Raw genomic sequence first — 20474 nt, 5'->3', positions numbered from 1 at the left:
CTTGCTCATTGTTGTTTAAATAACCACATTACAGGGAGTAATGAATGAAATTGCAAGAGAAAGTAGGCGCCCGATCCGTGCGTCTGGCACTCGCAGTCCTGGCCGGTTCCACACTGTTCGCAGGCCAGGCATCGGCACAAGAAGAGCAGGCCATCCAGCGTGTTGAGATTACCGGTTCCGCCATCAAGCGTATCAACGTCGAAGGCGCGCTGCCAGTGCAACGCCTGACCTCCGAGCAGATCGCGAAAACCGGCGCGACCTCGGTTGCCGACCTGATCCAGGCACTGCCTTCGATGCAAGGCTTCACCATTGCCGCTGTTGCAGCCGGCACCAACTCGGGCGGCCGCGTATCGGCCTCGATCCACGATATCGGCGAAAGCTACACCCTGGTGCTGCTGAACGGCCGTCGTATCGCCCCGCAGGGTTCCGGCTCGGCGATCAACCTGAACGCCATTCCGATGAGCGCGGTTGAGCGTGTCGAGATCCTGACCGACGGCGCTTCGGCCCTGTACGGCTCCGACGCCATCGCCGGCGTGATCAACTTCATCCTGAAGAAAAACCTGCAAGGCGGTTCCGCCGAAGCAACCTGGTCGCAGCCTGGCAAAGGCCGCGCTGGTGATGCCACCAACTTCAGCGCTACCTACGGCTTCGGCGATCTGGACGAAAACCGCTACAACGTCATGCTGTCGCTGCGTCACGACGAACAGAGCCAGCTGAAAGCAACCGACCGCGACTTCGCCAACACCTCGTTCCGTCCATTCAGCTGGAACGGCAACAACTACGTGTGGGACCGTTCGAGCACCTCGGCGATTCCAGGCAACGTCAGCGCCACCTACCGCAACGGCGTGACCCCGACCTCGACCTCGTCGATCGCTTTCAATCCGTACGCGCGCGCCAATGGCGGCAATTGCGGCCCGATGCAACAGCCTTCGTACAACAACACCGCCACTGCAGTGAACTGCGGTTTCGATTCGACCTCGACCATCGAGATCGTGCCGGAAAGCCGTCGTGACAGCGCCTTCGGTAAAGTCACCTGGCGCGCCACCGACAGCATCGAAGTGTTCGCTGAAGCGGCTTACTCGCGTCTGGACCTGACCGCGCGTATCGCTCCTAACGCCACCTCGATCGCCGTTGCCAAGGGTTCGGCCCTGTACGACGGCTATGTCAAGCCTTACTTGACCGCTGCACAGGACGCCAACCTGACCGCCGCCAGCGTCAGCTATCGTACCTACGACTGGGGCACCCGCGACAGCGAAACCATCACCGAGTCGAAAAACTTCGTGCTGGGCGCTGAAGGCGAGATCGGCACCTGGAGCTTCGGCACCGGCCTGACCTGGTCGCAGAACGCCATCGACGAGCGCTATGTGGGCGGCTATCAGAAGAACGCCGAGTTCCGCAGCATGCTGACCAACAACCAGTTCAACCCGTTCCTGCCAGCTGGCCAGCAAAGCGCCGCGACCAAGGCCCTGATCGCCAATTCGGTGTTCAACGGCTCGATCCGCGAAGCATCGACCACGCTGAAAGGCATCGATGCCCGCGCCTCGCATGAACTGTTCAAACTGCCGGCAGGTACCGCGCAAATCGCGCTGGGCGGCGACTACCGCAACTACCACTACAAGCAAACGCCAAACGCCACTTCGGCGGATATCTACGGCTTCAGCACCTCGGCTGCCTACGATATGGAACGTAATAACTACGGCGTGTTCACCGAGGTGAGCATCCCTGTTGTGAAGTCGTTCGAGATCAGCGGCGCGGCTCGTTACGACACCATCGAAGCAGTGAAAAACAATCTGGCTAACCGCGAGATGGGCAACAAGGAATCGGCCAGCACCTACAAGGTATCGGCCCGTTGGCAGCCTACCCAGTCGTTCCTGGTGCGTGGTTCGTATGGCACCGGCTTCAAGGCGCCTTCGATGCTGGACATCGGCCAGCCGCTGGTGGCTGCAGGCTTCACCGCTGCTTCGTATGACTGCCCAGCCAACCTGGCCGCGGAAAACCAGTCCTACTGCCGTCCAGGCAAGGCGCAGTACTACGTGGTCTCGGGTGGTAACGAAAACCTGAAACCAGAGAAATCGAAGCAGTTCACCGTCGGTTTCCGCTTCGAGCCAACCTCGTCGTGGCACGTACAGGCTGACCTGTGGGATGTGAAGATCCGTGATGCCGTGTCGTCGGTGTCGGAAGCCCAGATCTTTGCTGATCCAGTCAAGTTCCGCCAGCTGTTCACCACCTTCGTCAATCCAGGCAACGGCCAGACCGAGTGGGCCAAGCAGACGCTGTCGATCAACATCGGCCAGACCCACAACCAGGGTATCGACTGGGAAACCAGCTATCGTCACAAGTTTGGCTTCGGTAACTGGACCAATACCCTGAACGGCACCTATCTGCTGAAATCGGATTACACCGTTCCAGGTACCTCGGGCGACTGGACCAACAGCATGAACACCTTCGGTATCAATGATGCCGTATCGTTCCGCCACATCGTCCGTCTGGCCAGCGTGCTGGATACCGGCGCGTTCTCGAACTCGCTGATCGTCAACTACCGTAACGGCTACACCGACGCGTCGGCTACCGCTTACAACCTGGCGACCCTGAAGAACGAAACCTTCCGTATCCACGTTCCTTCGCACCTGACCATCGACTGGCAAGGCAAATGGCAAGCAACCAAAGCCATCGCTCTGCGCGCTGGCGTGAAGAACCTGGCTGACCGCGATCCACCGCTGTCGCTGCGTTCGTCGTCGGGCCACCAGGTTGGTTACGATCCACGTTACGCCGACCCTATGGGCCGTACGTTCTACCTGACCGGCAACTACACCTTCTAAGCTGAAGGGCTAGTCAGATAAAAAACTCCCACCAGCCTGGACGCGGTCAAGACCGCGCCCAGTGCAGGTGGGAGTTTTTTCTTATTGGGAAAGAAATTAAACGGCGCTGGCTTGTTCGAGGCCGCGCGCCAGGCTGGAGATCGACGGATTGTCGATGAACACGCAGCGCTTGCCGTTGCGCTTGCAGTAGTCCTTGACCCGCCAGTAGGCGCTGTGGCTGATGCAGCCGGTCTGGCAGATCACCAGGTCGGCCGCCGCCAGGCTGGCTTCCAGGCGGTTGGCGTTATCCTCCAGGCCGCCGTCGTGATGGCTGAATTGCGCGCCTTCGCGCTCGATCAGTTCACGGTAGCTGGCGACGTTGCCGTTGCGGCCGCCGACACACAGCACCGCGCGCTCGCGCAGGCTGAGCGGCATTTTCATCACATGCTCGACCACCTGCGGCGCTGCTTCCGGCACCGGCACCGGCGCTTCCAGCGCGCGCGCCAGTTCGACCCGCAACTCGGCCATCTGCTGGCGCATGGCGCGCTCGCGTTCTTCCATCTGCCCCAGGCGTTCGGCCAGCTTGGCGCGCGACTCCAGGCCGGGGATCGAGTCGCGCAACTGTTCCAGCTCGACTTTCAGCGAGTCGACCATGCTGTCCTTGCCGACTACCTGCGCGCGCAGCTGCATCAGCTGTGCCGCATGTTTTTCCGCATCGGTAGTCTTCTCCGCCATCAGCGCGGCGGCGCGCTGCTGTGCCTTGGCCAGGTCGTGCGTCAGGCGCTTGTTCTCGTCCAGCGTGGCGTTAAATTTAGTGATGTCGGCGCGCACGCAGGCGCCCGCCTGGTGCTGCACCATGTGCAGGTCGCGGCACATCTGTTCTTCCAGCTCCGAGGTGCAGCGCGGGTGCGTCAGGCCGGCCCAGAAGGCGCCGGCGACATCGCCGTTGTTGACCGCGTTGCGCCACATGTCGGCCACCTGTTCGGTGCTCTTGGCATTGCGGAAGCGCAGCAGCACGGCGGCATAGCGGCGTTCCAGTTCCTTCTGCAACGCCTCCGACAGGCGGTTGCGGCTACCGCATTCGGTGACCGCGCCAACGTGGACTTCGTAATCATCGGCCACCACCTTGCCGTTGGTGACCTTGTCGACCAGCTTGCGCAGCACGCCCAGCGGGAAACCGACGCCAACCAGCGGGCAGTGGCAGGCATGCCCCAGTTCCCACAGCCGGCGGCGGCGCGAAGCCTGCGCTTCGGGCTCTTTCGCCAGCACATTCAGCACGTTGTTAATGATGGGCTTGATGACTTGCGGCTTGGCCGCTTGCTCAGCCGGGCGCTGTACCGGGCTGGCGACGGGGCCGGCCACCTGCGGCATCGAGGCGGCAATGATGGCCGCCAATGGATCGTGTTTCTCGCACATGGTCAGAACGCTCCCTCAGGCCACCGACGGCGCGGTGCGCGCGCGTGCCATGATGCGGCTGAGGAAATTGGTTTTTTCCTGCTCGTGCATATTGCGCTCGACCTCGCTTGCCCACTGTTCCGACAGTTGCGCGCAGGTGGCGCTCAGCACCGGCGAAAGGTCGGGCAGGGTGGCCAGCGCTTTCAGGTGGCGCTCGATGACCGAGGCCAGCTTGACGCAGCCACCCGCATCGTCGCTGCCGGCGGTGTAGTGCGACATCAGATGCAGCACGGCCGACAGCATCAGTTCGGGATTGTGGCCGCCATGCGATGGGGCGAGGAAAATCGGGTTGCTATGTTCGATGGCCATCAGACGCTCCTGGTTCGGAAAGAGAGTTTGGCTGGCGGACGCGGCTGGCTACTCAAGGGGGGGGGGAGAGTGGGGCGCGGCGGCGCCCCTTTAACGCACAGTTAACTGGTACTCAGGCGGTGAGAATCAGCTTGTTCAGCTGAGTGATGCGCAGACGGTAGACCCGGCCCGAATGTTCGATTTCCAGCTCGCGGCCGCCGTCCATCAGGCTGGCGCTGGTGATGCGCTTGACCGGCTTGACCGCTTGCGCGGCAACGGCGGCGACTGGGTGGGCAACAACTACAGGGGGCATCGCAGGGGTGGTCGTAATCATCTTCGCTTCTCCTTAAATAAGAATGATTCGTATTTGCATTCATTATTGTAGAAGCGGGACAGGAATGCAAGCGTTTTTCAGTTATATAGACGATAAAAAATTAGACGATAAAAAAATGGCCCGGCAGGAAACCGGGCCCAAGGCTGGGTAATGCGGGAGGTAATACTGAGATGCTACAACGCCGCCAGCAACTGCCCGGACGGTTCGGTGGCGCCACGCTTGTTGCGGGCGGTAGAGGGCCTGGCCCGGCTGCGCGACGGCGGCAGGCGGCGCAGGGTTTTCAGCGCTTCCGGATCTTTGATGCCGATGGTGCGCTGGTCGACGCTGATCAGACCGATTTCGTTGAAGGCCGACAAGGTGCGGCTGACGGTTTCCAGCGTCAGCCCAAGGTAGCTGCCGATTTCGTGGCGCGTCATGCGCAGGTTGAACAGCTTGCTGGAATAGCCCATCTGCGCGAAGCGTTCGGCCAGTGCCACCAGGAAGCGCGCTACGCGCGCCTCGGCGCTGAGCGCGCCCAGCATGCCGATCATCGCCTGCTCGCGCACCAGTTCGCGACTCATGACGCCGTACATCATGTTCTCCAGTTCCAGGTGGATGCGGCCCAGCGCGGTAAGCTTCTTGAATGGCAGCAGGATCAGGTCGCAGTCCGACAGCGCGACCGCCTCCGACGAGTAGTGGCGGGTGTGGATGCCGTCGACGCCCAGCATGTCGCCCTTCATCGGGAAGCTGAGCACCTGTTCGTTGCCGTATTCGTCGATCAGCACGGTTTTGAGGAAGCCGGAATTGACAATGTACAGTGTGTCGAACGGCTGGCCGATGGTGTGGATGCGCTGGCCGGTCTTGAACTGCACGTGCTGGAACAGCAGTTCCTCGTTGGCCATCGAGCTGGCGGCGGGGATGTGCAGGATGTCGCAGACTTCCTTCAGGTTCGACCAGAGCCGCCCTTGACGCTGGCGGCCGGCTTCCATCGACGACTGCAGCGCCGTCGAGGCCGGACGAATTTCAGACGTTTGCGTAGACAGCATGGCGGGTCTCCTGTGGGCACGTATCTGGACGGTATGGTTTCAGTATGCCAACACAGCGGTAGGATAGATATCAGCAATGGCTGAATCTGGAGGTAGGAGTCAGGCTAGTGTTTGTAGGATAAGTCCTACAGACGAGCCTGCTTCTCAGGTCTTGAAGGGGGACAGCAGCCGGTGCGCGACCGCGTACTGCACCATTTCCGACAGCGAGCTCATGCCCATCTTCTGCATGATGCGGGTCTTGTGGGTGCTGACGGTCTTGACGCTCAGGTGCAGGCTGTTGGCGATCTCGGTAATCGAGCGCCCGGCCACCAGCAGCGAGAACACCTCGAACTCGCGGTCCGACAGCTGTTTATGCAGCAGCGACTCGTGCGGCATCATGATGTTGAGCGCCAGCTGCTCGGCCACTTCGGTGCTGATATAGGGGCGGCCGGAGGCAACCTTGCGGATCGCCCCCACCAGCTGGGTGCCGGCGCTTTCCTTGGTCAGATAGCCCTGGGCGCCGGCGCGGATGGCGCGCACCGCGTATTGTTCTTCCTCGTGCATGGTGAGGATCAGAATGGCCAGCTTGGGCGCCTCGGCCTTGATCTGGCGGATCAGGTCGACGCCGCTGCGGCCGGGCATCGACAGGTCCAGCAACAACAGGTCGAAGCCGCCCTGGCGCACATGGCCAAGCACCTCGAAGCCGTCGATGGCTTCGCCCACGATGTCGATGTCCGGCGCGCCATCAAGGATGCGCTTCAGGCCTTCGCGCATGATGGTGTGGTCGTCGGCAATCACAATGCGTATCATGGGGGTCACCAAAAGTTTATTAATAGTAAGTATTATTACTCTTGAATTAACCTTGTGATCCTACTACAAAATACGCGCCGCGCGGATGTTATTTGCTGCCCGGTTCCTTGATCAGGCGGTGCACCAGCACCGGTATCCTGGAATGCTGCAACACCTTGTTGGTGACGCTGCCCAGCAGCAGCTGGCCCCAGCCGCTGCGCCCGTGCGAGCCCATGAAGATCAGGTCGCAGCCGTGCTGCTGCGCCACCTCGACGATTTTCGCCGCCGCGCTTTCGTGGAAGGCGGTGATGGTCTCGCAGCGCACGCCGCGCCTGGCGCAGGACTCGGCGATGTCGTGCGTGTGGTCCTGGCCGGCGCGCTGCATGGCGGCGCGGTATTCGTCTTCGCTGGGGTAGCTGGGCGGGATGATTTCCACATAGATCGGGTACTGGTATTCCGGCGCCACGAACAGCGCCAGCACCTCGGCGCCCAGCTGTTCGGCAAACTGCACGCCGGCGCAGGCGGTCTTGCTGGAGACGGCCGAGCCGTCGGTGGTGATCAGGATTTTCCGGTACATGATGAACCTCCGTTCAGTATCAGCGCACCACTTTATTGTAGTCGCGATTTACATTATTAACAGGATGGAAAGACTTGATGTTTATCAAATAAAAGCGCTTTGTGCTGTGCGACAGGGTGTGGGCTTTTATGCGTTTTACACCTTTTTTTTGCACTAAAGCACTACTTTTGTGTCATGCGGCGTTCCTCGGCGATCTATCCAATGTTAGTATCTCCAAATACAGCAAGTTTAGGCAGTAACTTATCAATATGGAGAAGCAGGGATTATGACTAACGCCGCTGACGATTTCGACGCCTTATTTGAAGAAGTGTCCGCTCAGAGCAAGACCGCAGCGCCAGCTCCAGCGCCTGCGCCTGCAGCCGCCAGTGCCGAAGACGACCTGGAAAGCCTGTTTGAAGAAGTCGCCGCCGCCCGTCCGGCCGAGGTGGTGGCGGTTGCCGCTCCTGCCGCCGCTGCCGTTGCCGCCGAAGGCGAGGGCGAAGGTGAACCGGAAGAAGGCAAGGCGATGTTCGAACGCCTGGGTGGCATTGTGCGCCTGCTGCACGATTCGCTGCGCGAGCTGGGCTACGACAAGGCGCTGACCGAGGCGTCGACCCAGATCAACGATGCCCAGGACCGCCTGGAATACGTGGCCACGCTGACCGAACAGGCGGCCAACAAGGTGCTGAACACGCTGGACGAGGCGATGCCTGACCAGGACAACCTGTCGAAACAGTCGAAAGACATGGAAAACCGCTGGGCCGACCTGTTCGCGGGCAAGCTCAGCCTGGAGCAGTTCAAGCAGCTGGCCGGCGACTCGCAGCAGTTCGCCATCGCCGTGTCGGCCGCCACCGAGACCGAGAAAGCCCGCCTGCTGGAAATCATGATGGCCCAGGACTTCCAGGACATCACCGGTCAATTGATCAAGAAAGTGGTGAACATCACGAAAACCGTCGAGAGTGAACTGGCCACGCTGCTGCGCGACAATGCGCCACCGGCGGTCAAAGAGAAAATCGCCCAGAAAGAGGTGTCCCTGATGTCCGGCCCGTCGGCGCCGACGGTGGCACTGAATCAGGATAGTGTTGACGATCTGCTTGCCGATCTGGGGTTCTAATGGACGATATGCTGAAGGATTTCGTCGTCGAGGCGATGGATCTGGCGGTCAACGTCGAGGAGCACCTGCTGCGCCTCGAACGCGATCCGGAAAACAAGGAAACGCTGAATGCGGTGTTCCGCTCCTTCCACACCATCAAGGGCGGCGCCGGTTTCATGGGCCTGCCAGCAATGGTCACCGCCTGCCACCTGACCGAAAATCTGTTTGACGCACTGCGTACCGGCGCCGCGCCGGTAACGCCGCTGTCGATCGAAGCCGCACTGCAAGCTTCGGGCTTTGTGGCCGACCAGCTGGCTGAGCTGAACAACGGCGCTGAGCCGGACAGCCTGCCGGCCTTGCCGAAAGATCTGGAAACGCTGCTGAACGACGCCATCGCCGGCAAGACCGGCTCGGCGCCAGCCGCTGCCGCACCTGCACCTGCGCCAGCCCCGGCACCAGCACCAGCCCCGGCCGCTGCGGTAGCCGTGGCTGCGCCCGCCGCTGCGCCATCGGCCGACGGCCTCGACTGGGAAGGCATGTACGAAGCCGTGGTGCCAGCCGGTAGCTTCACCCGCTCGGCGCCTGCGCCGGCTGCGGTTGCGGCGCCGATTGCTGCTGCCGTGATGCCGCCAAGCGCTGCTGAAATTGCCGCTGTCGCAGCCGAAGTCAAGGCGGCCCCGGCTGCCCGCCGCGAAGCCGCCGAGAAGCGCGAAGAGCGTCCGCAGAGCGCGCCGGCCAAGGAAGAATCGATCCGTATCGACGCCGTCAAGCTGGATGCGCTGCTGGAAGTGGCTGGCGAATCGGTACAGGCCGCCAACCAGGCTGCCGTGCTGCTGGAACGCCTGCTGCAATTCAAGTTTGAAGGCCAGGCGCAGACGCTGATGGCAACGCTGGCGGAAACGCTGGAACGTGCCTCGCGCTACTCGACCGAACTGCAACGCGCCACACTGGCGACCCGCATGCAGCCGGTTGGCCGCCTGTTCCAGAAATTCCCGCGCCTGGTGCGCGAGCTGGCCAAGGACCTGGGCAAGGAAGTCGATCTGAACATCGAAGGCGCGGAAACCGAAGTCGACCGCGTGGTGGTGGACTCGCTGTACGATCCGCTGGTGCACATGCTGCGCAATTCGCTGGACCACGGCGTCGAGACGCCGGAAGAGCGTATCGCCGCCGGCAAGCCGATCAAGTCCTTCATCCAGCTGAAAGCCTGGCAGGAAGCCAACAGCGTCATGATCGTGCTGCAGGACGACGGCAAGGGCATGGACCCGGTCAAGCTGCGCGCGAAGGCGATGCAGAAGGGCCTGATCTCCGAATCGGCACAGTTAACCACCGACGATTGCCTGCAACTGGTATTCTTGCCAGGTTTCTCGACCAAGGAAGTGGCGTCGAGCGTGTCCGGCCGCGGCGTCGGCATGGACGTGGTGAAGACCGCCGTGGAGAAGAACCGCGGCGCGATCCAGATCGAGTCCGAGCTGGGCAAGGGCACCAAGTTCTCGATCCGCCTGCCGATCGAGCTGTCGATCGTGCCGACCATGCTGGTTTCGACCTCGGGCGCCGCGCTGGCGCTGCCGATGGCCGTGGTGCAGCGTGTGGTCGAGCTGCCGGAAGTCTTCATGGAAGTCGGCGGCGCCCCGGTGCTCAAGGATCAGGGCCGTCCGCTGCCGGTACGTTCGCTGGCCGACTCGCTGGGCTACGACAGCTGCCGCGAGAAGGTGGGTATTGTTGTCTCGGCACCACAGCCGTACATCCTGGCTGTGGAAGCGGTCGATGGCACTGCCGACCTGGTGATCAAACCGATGACCGCGATTACCGTCGAGGGCATTACCGGCACGGCGCGCTCTGCAGAGGGCGAGCTGGTGCTAGTGGTAGGCCTATCGTTCCTAATGGACGGTTGTAGAGGTAGTGTACGCATGGCGGCCTGAGTCGGAAGATCAGGCCCGAAGGATTAAAAAGCCTGCGTTCACACGCAGGCTTTTTTGTATTTAGGGGTCATACCACGTGGATCGGTAGGCAGAAGGCGTCGGGCTCAAGAGGCTGGACAGCGGTGGCTGCTATTGCATTGCACAATATGGCATAATCAAGTTGGATAATAGTAGCAGTAGCATAAAGACATCATGAAGACGCTTTACGACAAACTCTGGGAATCCCACGTCGTCAACACCGAGGAAGACGGCACCACCATCCTCTATATTGACCGCCACCTGGTCCACGAAGTGACCAGCCCGCAAGCATTTGACGGCCTGCGCGCCGCCAACCGCCAGCCATGGCGCCTGTCGGCCAACCTTGCCGTGGCCGACCACAATGTGCCGACCACCTCGCGCGCCGAAGGCATCGCCGACCCGGTCTCGCGCCTGCAAGTGGAAACGCTTGACAACAACGCCAAGTCCTACGGCCTGACCTACTTCAACATGAACGACAAGCGCCAGGGCATCGTGCACGTGATCGGCCCCGAGCAGGGCGCGACGCTGCCGGGCATGACCGTGGTGTGCGGCGATTCGCATACGTCGACCCATGGCGCCTTCGGCGCGCTGGCGCACGGCATCGGCACCTCGGAAGTGGAACACGTGCTGGCCACCCAGACGCTGCTGCAGAAAAAATCCAAGGCCATGCTGGTGGAAGTCAACGGCGCGCTGCCGGCTGGCGTCACCTCCAAGGACATCGTGCTGGCCATCATCGGCAAGATCGGCACCGCCGGCGGCAATGGCTACTGTATCGAGTTTGGCGGCTCCACCATCCGCGCGCTGTCGATGGAAGGCCGCATGACGGTCTGCAATATGGCGATCGAGGCGGGCGCCCGTGCCGGCATCATCGGCGTTGACGACACCACCATCAATTATGTCAAAGGCCGTCCGTTCTCGCCGGCCGGCCCGCAATGGGAGCTGGCGGTGGCCTACTGGCGCACGCTGCACACCGATCCGGGCGCCAAATTCGACCTGGTGGTGACGCTGAACGCTGCCGAGATCAAGCCGCAGGTCACCTGGGGCACCTCGCCGGAAATGGTGCTGCCGGTTGACGGCCGTGTGCCGGACCCGGACCAGGAAAAGGACAGCGTCAAGCGCAGCGCCATGGAAAAGGCACTGGTCTATATGAACCTGAAGCCGAATACCGCGATTGAAGATATCCGCATCGACAAGGTGTTCATCGGTTCCTGCACCAACTCGCGCATTGAAGACTTGCGTGCCGCCGCCGCCGTGGTGCGCGGTAAGCACCGCGCGTCCAACGTCAAGCTGGCGCTGGTGGTGCCGGGCTCTGGCCTGGTCAAAGAGCAGGCCGAGCGCGAAGGCCTGGACCGTATCTTCAAGGATGCCGGTTTCGAGTGGCGCGAACCAGGCTGCTCGATGTGTCTGGCGATGAACGCCGACCGCCTGGAACCGGGCGAACGCTGCGCATCGACGTCCAACCGCAACTTCGAAGGCCGTCAGGGCCAGGGCGGCCGCACCCACCTGGTGTCGCCGGCCATGGCTGCGGCAGCCGGTATCGCCGGCCACTTCGTCGACGTACGCGCACTGCACTGATACAAGAACGCGGCTGAGGCGCCGCACCAAAACTGGAAGGAACCCATCATGAAAAAGATCTTCGCACTGACCATTATCGCCACCTTCGTGCTGACCGGCTGCAACACCGTTTCCGGTGTCGGCAAGGACATTCAGCGAGCGGGACAAGCGGTGCAGGGCGCCTCGGGCCATTAAAAACCGGCGGGCCAGGCGCCCGTCTACAGAGTAACGATCATGGAAAAATTTACCATTTATGAAGGGCTGGTCGCGCCGCTGGATCGCGCCAATGTCGATACCGACGCCATCATCCCGAAGCAGTTCCTGAAGTCCATTCACCGCACCGGCTTCGGCCCCAACCTGTTTGACGAGTGGCGCTACCTCGACCACGGCGAACCCGGCATGGACAACAGCCAGCGTCCGCTGAATCCGGACTTCGTGCTGAACGAGCCGCGCTACCAGGGCGCGTCGATCCTGCTGACCCGCAAGAATTTCGGCTGCGGCTCGTCGCGCGAGCACGCGCCGTGGGCGCTCGACCAGTACGGCTTCCGCGCCGTGGTGGCGCCGTCGTTTGCCGACATCTTCTTCAACAACTGTTTCAAGAGCGGCTTGCTGCCGATCGTTTTGAGTGAAGCGCAGATTGATCATCTGTTCAACGAAGTCAAGGCTTTCCCCGGATACAAACTGGTGGTCGACCTTGAGCAGCAGCGCATTTCCACCAGCAATGGCAGCGTCTCCTACCCATTCGAGATCGACGCCTTCCGCAAATACTGCCTGATGAACGGGCTCGACGATATCGGCCTGACGCTGCGCCACGCCGACACTATCCGTGCATTCGAAGAGCGCCATCTGGCAAACCAACCATGGTTGGCTAACGTCATCTAAAGATAAACATGAAAATCGCAATCCTCCCGGGCGATGGCATCGGCCCGGAAATCGTCACCCAAGCGGTCAGGGTGCTGAACGCACTGGACGAAAAATTTGAGATGGAAACCGCGCCGGTCGGCGGCGCCGGCTACGAAGCCAGCGGCCACCCGCTGCCGGAAGCCACGCTGAAGCTGGCCAAGGATGCGGACGCGGTGCTGTTCGGCGCTGTCGGCGACTGGAAGTACGACACGCTGGATCGCCCGCTGCGTCCGGAGCAGGCGATTCTGGGCCTGCGCAAGAACCTCGGCCTGTTCGGCAATCTGCGTCCGGCCATCCTGTACCCGGAACTGGCCAACGCCTCGACGCTGAAGCCGGAAATCGTTTCGGGCCTGGACATCCTGATCGTGCGCGAACTGACCGGCGACATTTATTTCGGCCAGCCGCGCGGCGTGCGCGAGTGCCCGGATGGTCCGTTCAAGGGCCAGCGCGAAGGCTTCGACACCATGCGCTATGCGGAAGGCGAAATCCGCCGCATCGCCCATGTGGCCTTCCAGGCCGCGCAAAAACGCGACAAGCGCCTGACTTCGGTGGACAAGGCGAATGTGCTGGAGACCTTCCAGTTCTGGAAGGACATCGTCACCGACGTCCACAAGGAATATCCGGACGTCGCACTGGACCATATGTACGTCGACAACGCCGCCATGCAGCTGGTGCGCGCGCCGAAGAAATTCGATGTCATCGTCACCGGCAATATGTTCGGCGACATCCTGTCGGACGCGGCGGCGATGCTGACCGGTTCGATCGGCATGCTGCCATCGGCTTCGCTGGATGCCAACAACAAGGGCCTGTACGAGCCGTCGCACGGTTCGGCGCCGGACATCGCCGGCAAGGGCATCGCCAATCCGCTGGCGACCATCCTGTCGGCGGCGATGATGCTGCGCTTCTCGCTGAACAAGGTGGAGCAGGCGGACCGCATCGAAAACGCCGTCAAGAAAGTGCTGGCGCAAGGCCTGCGCACCGCCGACATCTACGAACCGGGCACCACCAGGGTGGGCACCGAAGAGATGGGCAACGCTGTCGTCGCGGCACTGTAACGATCACATAAAAGGAAAGCAAATGAAACTCGTAGGTCTGGTAGGTTGGCGCGGTATGGTGGGTTCGGTCCTGATGCAACGTATGCAGGAAGAGGGCGATTTCGCCCATATCGAGCCAGTGTTCTTCACCACATCGAATCCGGGCGGCAACGCGCCGGCGATGGCCAAGAACGAAACCAAGCTGAAAAGCGCCACCGACATCGACGAACTGAAAAAGTGCGAGATCATCATCTCGTGCCAGGGCGGCGATTACACCACCGAGGTGTTCCCGAAACTGCGCGCCGCCGGCTGGAACGGCTACTGGATCGACGCTGCGTCGACGCTGCGCATGGAAAAAGATGCGGTCATCGTGCTGGACCCGGTCAATATGCACGTCATCAAGGACGCGCTGTCGAAGGGCGTGAAGAACTTCATCGGCGGTAACTGCACCGTATCGTGCATGCTGATCGGCCTGGGCGGCCTGTTCCAGCAAGGCCTGGTCGAGTGGATGACGTCGATGACCTATCAGGCGGCCTCGGGCGGCGGCGCGCAGCACATGCGCGAACTGCTGACCCAGTTCGGCACCATCAACGGCGCCGTCAAGCCGCTGCTGGACGATCCTGCCTCGGCCATCCTGGAAATCGACCGTCAGGTGCTGGCCACCCAGCACGGCCTGTCGGCGGACGAAACCAGGCAGTTCGGCGTGCCGCTGGCCGGCAACCTGATCCCGTGGATCGACAAGGATCTGGGCAACGGCCAGTCGAAGGAAGAGTGGAAAGCCGGCGCCGAAACCAACAAGATCCTCGGCTTGGGCGCGGACTTCGGCTCGAAAGCGATTCCAGTGGACGGCCTGTGCGTGCGTATCGGCGCCATGCGTTGCCACTCGCAGGCACTGACGATCAAGCTGAACAAGGATGTGCCGCTGGACGAAATCACCGACATCATCGCCTCGGCCAACCAGTGGGCCAAGGTCGTGCCGAACACCCGCGAGGCATCGGTGAAAGACCTGTCGCCAGCCGCCGTGACCGGCAGCCTGACCATCCCGGTCGGCCGCCTGCGCAAGCTGGAAATGGGTCCGGATTACCTGTCGGCCTTCACCGTGGGCGACCAGTTGCTGTGGGGCGCGGCCGAACCGCTGCGCCGCATGCTGCGCATCGTGCTGGACAAGTAAGCCTCCATCGCTACAACTGAAGGGGTTTTTCCTATGTGTTCTCATAGGGAAAACCCCTTTTTGTCGTTTAAACTTGCAGAGTCAAAAGCATGATGTTATGTTGACATATCTGGGAAAGTAACATTTTCCTACTGACAACCATAAAAAACGTCCCACTATGCCAGTACAAAATCGTCCCCGCCTTGTTTCGTTTGCGTTGAAGACTCTCACCAGCGCAGTTGCCAGCGCGGTGCTGATGGCCGCCACGGCCCATGCAGCGGGGCTAGGCAAGCTGACCGTGCTGTCGGCGCTGGGACAGCCGCTGCGGGCCGAAATCGAGCTGACCGCCGTGACGCCGGAAGAGGCCAGCGCGCTGGTCGCCAAGCTGGCGCCGCCGGAAGCCTACCGCAGCGCCAATATCGACTTCAATCCGGCGCTGATGTCGCTGCGCTTCGACGTGGAGCAGCGCAATGGCCGCCAGATCATCAAGGTGAGCTCCAGCCAGACCATCAACGAACCGTTTGTCGACATGCTGCTGGAACTGAGCTGGACCGGCGGCCGCATGGTGCGCGAATACACCTTCCTGCTGGACCCGCCTGACCTGCGCGCGACGCAGGCGCCGCAAGTGACGGCGCCGGTGGATGTTGCCAGTCGCCCGGCCCAGCCGGCTGCGACGCCAGCCCCGCCAGCGGCACAGGCAGCCGCGCCGGCACGTCCGGCAGCGCCGGCGCCGAAGGTGGCTGCCACCGAATACACCGTCAAGCAGGGCGACAACCTGACTCGCATCGCCAACCAGGTCAAGCCGGTCGACGTTTCGCTGGACACCATGCTGGTCGCCCTGTACCGCGCCAATCCGGAAGCCTTCAGCGGCAAGAACATGAATCGCCTGAAATCGGGCCAGATCCTGTCGGTGCCGGATGCCGAGCAGATCCGCGCCGTCGGCGGTGAGGGCGAGGCGCGCAGCGTGGTGGTTGCCCACGCGGTCGACTTCAACGCCTACCGCGCCAAGCTGGCCGGCCAGGTAGCCGCCAGCACGCCGGCCAAGGAAGCCGATCCGACGCAGAATGTGTCCGGCAAAATCACTGCCAAGGTGGAAGAGAAACCAAACGCCGCCAACACCGCCAAGGACAAGCTGACGCTGTCCAAAGCCACCACCGATAAGCCGCAAGCCGGCAAGACCGGCGTGGCGGCGGATGAAGACAAGATCGCCAAGCAAAAGCAGGTGGATGAAGCTGCAGCGCGCGTCAAGGAACTGGAAAAGAACGTCAACGACCTCGAAAAGCTGATGGCCGTGAAGAGCAAGACCGCCGCTGACGTCAAGGCGCCTGCCGCCTCGGCTGCGGCTGTTGCATCGCCACCCGCCGAAGCGGCGGCCGAGCAGAAGCCGAAGAAAATGGTGCTGCCGCCGAAACGCATCGCCGAGCCGAGCCTGTTCGAAACCATCATGGACAACCTGACCTACATCGGCCTGGCCGTGGCGGCTGTCCTGGCGGGGGCGTTGGGTATCGCCGCTTCGCGCCGCCGCAACAAATTTACCGTGCCGCCAGAGGAACCGTCGATCCTGGGCGAGGTGGCCGAGCCGTCGCCGCAGCCGCTGATCGCTGAACCGGGTGGCCAGAGCGTCGACACCAACAACAGCGTGTTCAATTCGAACTTCGCGCCGTCGGCCAGCCAGCTGGACACCAATGAAGTTGATCCGGTGGCAGAAGCCGACGTCTACATCGCCTACGGCCGCGACGCCCAGGCGGAAGAAATCCTGAAAGAAGCACTGCGCACCCATCCGGAACGCCACGCCGTGCGCCTGAAGCTGCTGGAAATCTACCTGGCGCGCAAAGATGCGCGCGCGTTTGAAACCCAGGCTTCGGAACTGTATTCGCTGACCCGTGGCGATGGCGAAGAGTGGGAGCAGGCCGCCACCATGGGCCGTTCACTGGACCCGGCCAATCCGCTGTACAACGCTGGCCAGAATGACGGCTTTGCCACTGCGCCAGTCGCCACCGCCGCTGTCGCTGCTGCTGCCGTCGCTGCGACGCTGCCGGAGGAAGATCAATTTGGCGATACCTTCGCCACCGAGCCTGAATCGGCGCCTGCGCTGTCGCCGATGGATCTGGACCTGAGCCAGGATACCGCACCAGCCGCTGGCAGCGCCGACTTTGACGCTAGCTTTGGCGGCGCCGACCTGGAAACCGCGCTGCCGCAAGCGGCCGATGCCAGCGTGTCGCCGGCTTCCGTGGCTGCCGAAGGCAACCTCATGGACTTCGATCTGGGTGGCCTGAACTTCGAGACTACCCCGGCGCCATCGGCTGAAACACCAGCCCCGGCACCGGCTGACGACATGAGCATGGACTTCGGCCTCGATCTGCCAGCAGCGGCGCCGGCCGCCGATTCGCTGCCAGCCGCCAATACTGATCCGCTCGATCTGGACCTGGCCGGCTTCGATATTCCGCCAGTGCAAGCCTTCACCGAAACACCGAAAGCACCAGCCGATCCGCTGGACTTCGACACCAATCTGGACCTGCCGGCCGATGTGGAGACCATCACGCCGGCGCCGGCCAGCCAGGAATTCGACCTGTCCGGCATCGATCTGGACCTGGGCAACCTGGGCGGCGACACCACACCGGCAGCGCCTGCTGGCGGCAGCAACGAACCGCTGTCGGCCATGCACATGGAAATGGACACCAAGCTGGACCTGGCGGTCGCCTATCAGGAAATCGGCGACAAGGAAGGTGCGCGCGAACTGCTGGACGAGGTGCTGCGCGGCGGTAACGACGAGCAGGTGGCCAAGGCCAACGCCATGAAGGCCCAGCTGGGATAAAGCCCCGCCGTTATATAATGGCTGACTCAGACATTTAGATTGGGCAGCAATTTGAAACGGATCGCAATCGGGCTCCAGTACGACGGCCAGGCCTGGCACGGCTACCAGAAGCAGGACCACGGCCTCACCGTGCAGGACAAGCTGGAGCAGGCCATCCTGGAATTTGCCACCGTGCCGCTGGCCACCACCTGCGCCGGCCGCACCGATGCCGGCGTCCACGCCTCCGAGCAGGTGGTGCACTTCGATACCGAGCTGAACCGCTTGCCGCACGCCTGGGTGCGCGGCATCAACGCCTTCCTGCCGCCATCGATCGGCGTGCGCTGGGTCAAGGAACTGGACGGCGATCCGACGGTCGACAACTTCTTCCATGCCCGTTTTAGCGCGCAGGCGCGCACCTATCACTATGTGCTGTACAACAATCAGACGCGCTCGCCGCTGCTGAATGGCCGCGCCGGTTTCTATCATCACCCGCTGGATGTGGAGCGCATGCAGGAAGCGGTCAAGCCGCTGATTGGCATGCAGGATTTCACGGCTTTTCGTGCCGCCCATTGTCAGGCCAAGTCGCCGGTCAAGCTGATGCACGACATCCAGATCCGTCGCCAGGGCGACCTGATCATCTTCACGCTGAAGGCCAATGCCTTCCTGCACCACATGGTGCGCAACCTGGTCGGTTCGCTGGTCTACATCGGCCAGGGGCGCGAGGAGGTCAGCTGGATGGGCGAGCTGCTGGCGGCGAAGAACCGCCAGATCGCCGCGCCCACCTTCATGCCGGACGGCCTGTACCTGGCCAAAATCGATTACGATGAAAAATGGGCGCTGCCGCAGGAAGCCAGCGACCAGCTGCCCTGGTTTTAAAGGATGAACATGCGCACCCGTATCAAGATCTGCGGCCTGACCCGCGAAGAAGACGTGCAAGCGGTGGTGGCTGCCGGCGCGGATGCGATCGGTTTCGTGTTCTATCCGAAAAGCCCGCGCTACGTGACGCCGGAACGCGCCGCCGAATTGATACGCAGCGTGCCGCCGTTTATCACCGCCGTCGGCTTGTTCGTCAATCACACGCCGGAAGAAGTGGCGGCGGTGGTAAGTACGGCGCCGGTATCGTTAATACAATTGCATGGCGATGAAACGGTCGGGCAGGCTGCTGCCATCGCCGCAGCGGCCGGACGACAGTTCATGAAGGTGTTCCGCGTCAAACCTGACACCCGCCCGGATGAACTGCTAGAATACGAACAGGCAAACCGCGCCGCCAGTCCCTTGTTCACCAGCCTGTTGCTGGATACCTATGTGGACGCCTACGGTGGCGCAGGAAAGGGTTTTGATTGGTCTCTCATTCCAAAAGATCTCGCGCCTCGGGTCGTTTTAAGTGGTGGCTTGAGCGTACACAACGCGACTGACGCGGTGGCAGGTGTACGCCCCTACGCTGTCGACATCAGCTCTGGTGTCGAGGCGGCCAAGGGGATCAAGGATGCCCGCAAGATCGCCGACTTTGTCGCGGCGGTGCGGGCCGGAGATGCCATTTTAGAAAGCCTGAATCATCATGAAACCTCTGTTTCACGCCAAGGATTACCAACTTCCTGACGCCAAAGGTCACTTTGGCCCCTACGGCGGCAGTTTCGTCGCCGAAACCCTGACTTATGCGCTGGCCGAGCTGAACGAAGCCTATGCGAAGTACAGCAAAGACCCCGAGTTCCTCGAAGAGTTCCGCTACGAGCTGAAGCACTTCGTCGGCCGTCCGTCGCCGATTTATCATGCCAAGCGCTGGTCCGAACTGGCCGGCGGCGCGCAGATCTACTTCAAGCGCGAAGACCTGAACCATACCGGCGCGCACAAGATCAACAACGTCATCGGCCAGGCCTTGTTGGCCAAGCGCATGGGCAAGCCGCGCATCATCGCCGAGACCGGCGCCGGCCAGCACGGCGTAGCCACGGCCACCATCTGCGCGCGCTTCGGCCTGGAGTGCGTGGTGTACATGGGCAGCGAAGACGTCAAGCGCCAGGCCCAGAACGTCTACCGCATGAAGCTGCTCGGTGCGACGGTGGTACCGGTGGAGTCCGGCTCCAAGACCTTGAAAGATGCGCTGAATGAAGCGATGCGCGACTGGGTCACCAATATTGAAAACACCTTCTACATCATCGGCACCGTGGCCGGTCCGCATCCGTATCCAATGCTGGTGCGCGACTTCCAGTCGGTGATCGGCGAGGAGTGTCTGGTGCAGATGCCGGAAATGACCGGCCGCCAGCCGGATTATGTGGTGGCGTGCATCGGTGGCGGCTCGAATGCCATGGGTATTTTCTATCCGTACATCGACGAAACCGGCACGCGCCTGGTCGGCGTGGAAGCGGCAGGCGAGGGACTGGATGGCGACAAGCACGCGGCTTCGCTGACCAAGGGCTATCCGGGCGTGTTGCACGGTAACCGCACCTATCTGCTGCAGGATGAAAACGGCCAGATCATCGAGACGCACTCGGTATCGGCCGGCCTGGATTATCCGGGCGTCGGGCCGGAGCATGCGTATCTGAAGGATAGCGGCCGTGCCGAGTATGTATCGATTACTGACGAGGAAGCGCTGCAAGCCTTCCACGATTGCTGCCATATTGAAGGCATCATTCCGGCGCTGGAGTCGTCGCACGCCCTGGCCTATGCGGCCAAGCTGGCAGCCACGCTGCCGAAGGATAAGATTGTATTGGCCAACCTGTCGGGCCGTGGTGACAAGGACATGCATACGGTGGCTGAACGTATGGGTCTGAACTTCAACTAAGGAAAC

The 20474-nt window shown here is 62.0% G+C and carries 18 protein-coding genes; 12 read left to right on the top strand and 6 right to left on the bottom strand.

From position 1 onward, the window contains the following. Positions 1 to 44 precede the first annotated feature (44 nt). On the top strand, positions 45 to 2819 hold the full coding sequence (locus BLS51_RS06885; protein ID WP_090176092.1) for a TonB-dependent receptor: 2775 nt from the start codon (positions 45 to 47) through the stop codon (positions 2817 to 2819). Positions 2820 to 2915: 96 nt separating this feature from the next. Here BLS51_RS06885 and BLS51_RS06880 read toward each other — a convergent pair whose 3' ends face one another. The 6 genes from BLS51_RS06880 to BLS51_RS06855 all read right to left on the bottom strand — a co-directional run bounded on the left by BLS51_RS06880 (position 2916) and on the right by BLS51_RS06855 (position 7245). Continuing rightward, the gene (locus BLS51_RS06880; protein ID WP_090176096.1) at positions 2916 to 4214 is read right to left on the bottom strand and encodes a DUF2325 domain-containing protein; all 1299 of its coding nucleotides are present in this window, start codon (positions 4212 to 4214) and stop codon (positions 2916 to 2918) included. Positions 4215 to 4229: 15 nt separating this feature from the next. Then, complete coding sequence (locus BLS51_RS06875; RefSeq protein WP_090176099.1) at positions 4230 to 4562, bottom strand: hypothetical protein; 333 nt, start codon at positions 4560 to 4562, stop codon at positions 4230 to 4232. Positions 4563 to 4674: 112 nt separating this feature from the next. Then, entirely contained in the window at positions 4675 to 4875 is a 201-nt protein-coding gene (hemP, locus tag BLS51_RS06870) for a hemin uptake protein HemP (RefSeq protein WP_175472521.1), read from the bottom strand. A gap of 173 nt (positions 4876 to 5048) precedes the next feature. Continuing rightward, positions 5049 to 5843, bottom strand: a complete 795-nt coding sequence (locus BLS51_RS06865) for a Crp/Fnr family transcriptional regulator (protein WP_090180478.1) — start codon at positions 5841 to 5843, stop codon at positions 5049 to 5051. Positions 5844 to 6044: 201 nt separating this feature from the next. Further along, positions 6045 to 6689: a response regulator gene (locus tag BLS51_RS06860; RefSeq protein WP_090176109.1), complete on the bottom strand. Its 645-nt coding sequence runs from the start codon at positions 6687 to 6689 to the stop codon at positions 6045 to 6047. A gap of 88 nt (positions 6690 to 6777) precedes the next feature. Next, positions 6778 to 7245, bottom strand: a complete 468-nt coding sequence (locus tag BLS51_RS06855; protein ID WP_090176114.1) for a universal stress protein — start codon at positions 7243 to 7245, stop codon at positions 6778 to 6780. Positions 7246 to 7510: 265 nt separating this feature from the next. Here BLS51_RS06855 and BLS51_RS06850 point away from each other — a divergent pair, with 265 nt between their 5' ends. From BLS51_RS06850 to trpB, 11 genes are all read left to right on the top strand, one after another. Next, positions 7511 to 8338: a protein phosphatase CheZ gene (locus tag BLS51_RS06850; RefSeq protein WP_090176117.1), complete on the top strand. Its 828-nt coding sequence runs from the start codon at positions 7511 to 7513 to the stop codon at positions 8336 to 8338. Beyond that, positions 8338 to 10236 (top strand): chemotaxis protein CheA, encoded by a 1899-nt coding sequence (locus tag BLS51_RS06845; protein ID WP_090176120.1) that lies wholly within the window; start codon positions 8338 to 8340, stop codon positions 10234 to 10236. The genes BLS51_RS06850 and BLS51_RS06845 overlap by 1 nt, the downstream gene beginning before the upstream one ends. Before the next feature lie 189 nt (positions 10237 to 10425). After that, on the top strand, positions 10426 to 11829 hold the full coding sequence (gene leuC, locus BLS51_RS06840; RefSeq protein WP_090176126.1) for a 3-isopropylmalate dehydratase large subunit: 1404 nt from the start codon (positions 10426 to 10428) through the stop codon (positions 11827 to 11829). A 48-nt stretch (positions 11830 to 11877) separates the two neighbouring features. After that, positions 11878 to 12003 (top strand): entericidin A/B family lipoprotein, encoded by a 126-nt coding sequence (locus BLS51_RS06835; protein ID WP_090176130.1) that lies wholly within the window; start codon positions 11878 to 11880, stop codon positions 12001 to 12003. A gap of 39 nt (positions 12004 to 12042) precedes the next feature. Beyond that, complete coding sequence (leuD, locus tag BLS51_RS06830) at positions 12043 to 12690, top strand: 3-isopropylmalate dehydratase small subunit (RefSeq protein WP_090176132.1); 648 nt, start codon at positions 12043 to 12045, stop codon at positions 12688 to 12690. A gap of 8 nt (positions 12691 to 12698) precedes the next feature. Then, complete coding sequence (gene leuB, locus BLS51_RS06825) at positions 12699 to 13766, top strand: 3-isopropylmalate dehydrogenase (RefSeq protein WP_090176137.1); 1068 nt, start codon at positions 12699 to 12701, stop codon at positions 13764 to 13766. Positions 13767 to 13788: 22 nt separating this feature from the next. After that, positions 13789 to 14916 (top strand): aspartate-semialdehyde dehydrogenase, encoded by a 1128-nt coding sequence (asd, locus tag BLS51_RS06820; RefSeq protein ID WP_090176140.1) that lies wholly within the window; start codon positions 13789 to 13791, stop codon positions 14914 to 14916. A gap of 196 nt (positions 14917 to 15112) precedes the next feature. Then, entirely contained in the window at positions 15113 to 17710 is a 2598-nt protein-coding gene (locus BLS51_RS06815) for a motility hub landmark protein FimV (protein ID WP_304529048.1), read from the top strand. A 51-nt stretch (positions 17711 to 17761) separates the two neighbouring features. Next, positions 17762 to 18565, top strand: a complete 804-nt coding sequence (gene truA, locus BLS51_RS06810) for a tRNA pseudouridine(38-40) synthase TruA (protein WP_090180481.1) — start codon at positions 17762 to 17764, stop codon at positions 18563 to 18565. 3 nt (positions 18566 to 18568) lie between these two features. Continuing rightward, positions 18569 to 19288: a phosphoribosylanthranilate isomerase gene (locus tag BLS51_RS06805; protein ID WP_090176150.1), complete on the top strand. Its 720-nt coding sequence runs from the start codon at positions 18569 to 18571 to the stop codon at positions 19286 to 19288. Then, positions 19248 to 20468: a tryptophan synthase subunit beta gene (trpB, locus tag BLS51_RS06800; RefSeq protein WP_090176155.1), complete on the top strand. Its 1221-nt coding sequence runs from the start codon at positions 19248 to 19250 to the stop codon at positions 20466 to 20468. Before BLS51_RS06805 ends, trpB begins: the two co-directional genes overlap by 41 nt. Positions 20469 to 20474 lie beyond the last annotated feature (6 nt).

The organism is Duganella sp. OV510, from assembly GCF_900100205.1.
Classification (GTDB): domain Bacteria; phylum Pseudomonadota; class Gammaproteobacteria; order Burkholderiales; family Burkholderiaceae_D; genus Rugamonas.
Note: the sequence above shows the minus strand (reverse complement) of the source record. Positions and strands in the feature narration are given on the sequence as shown.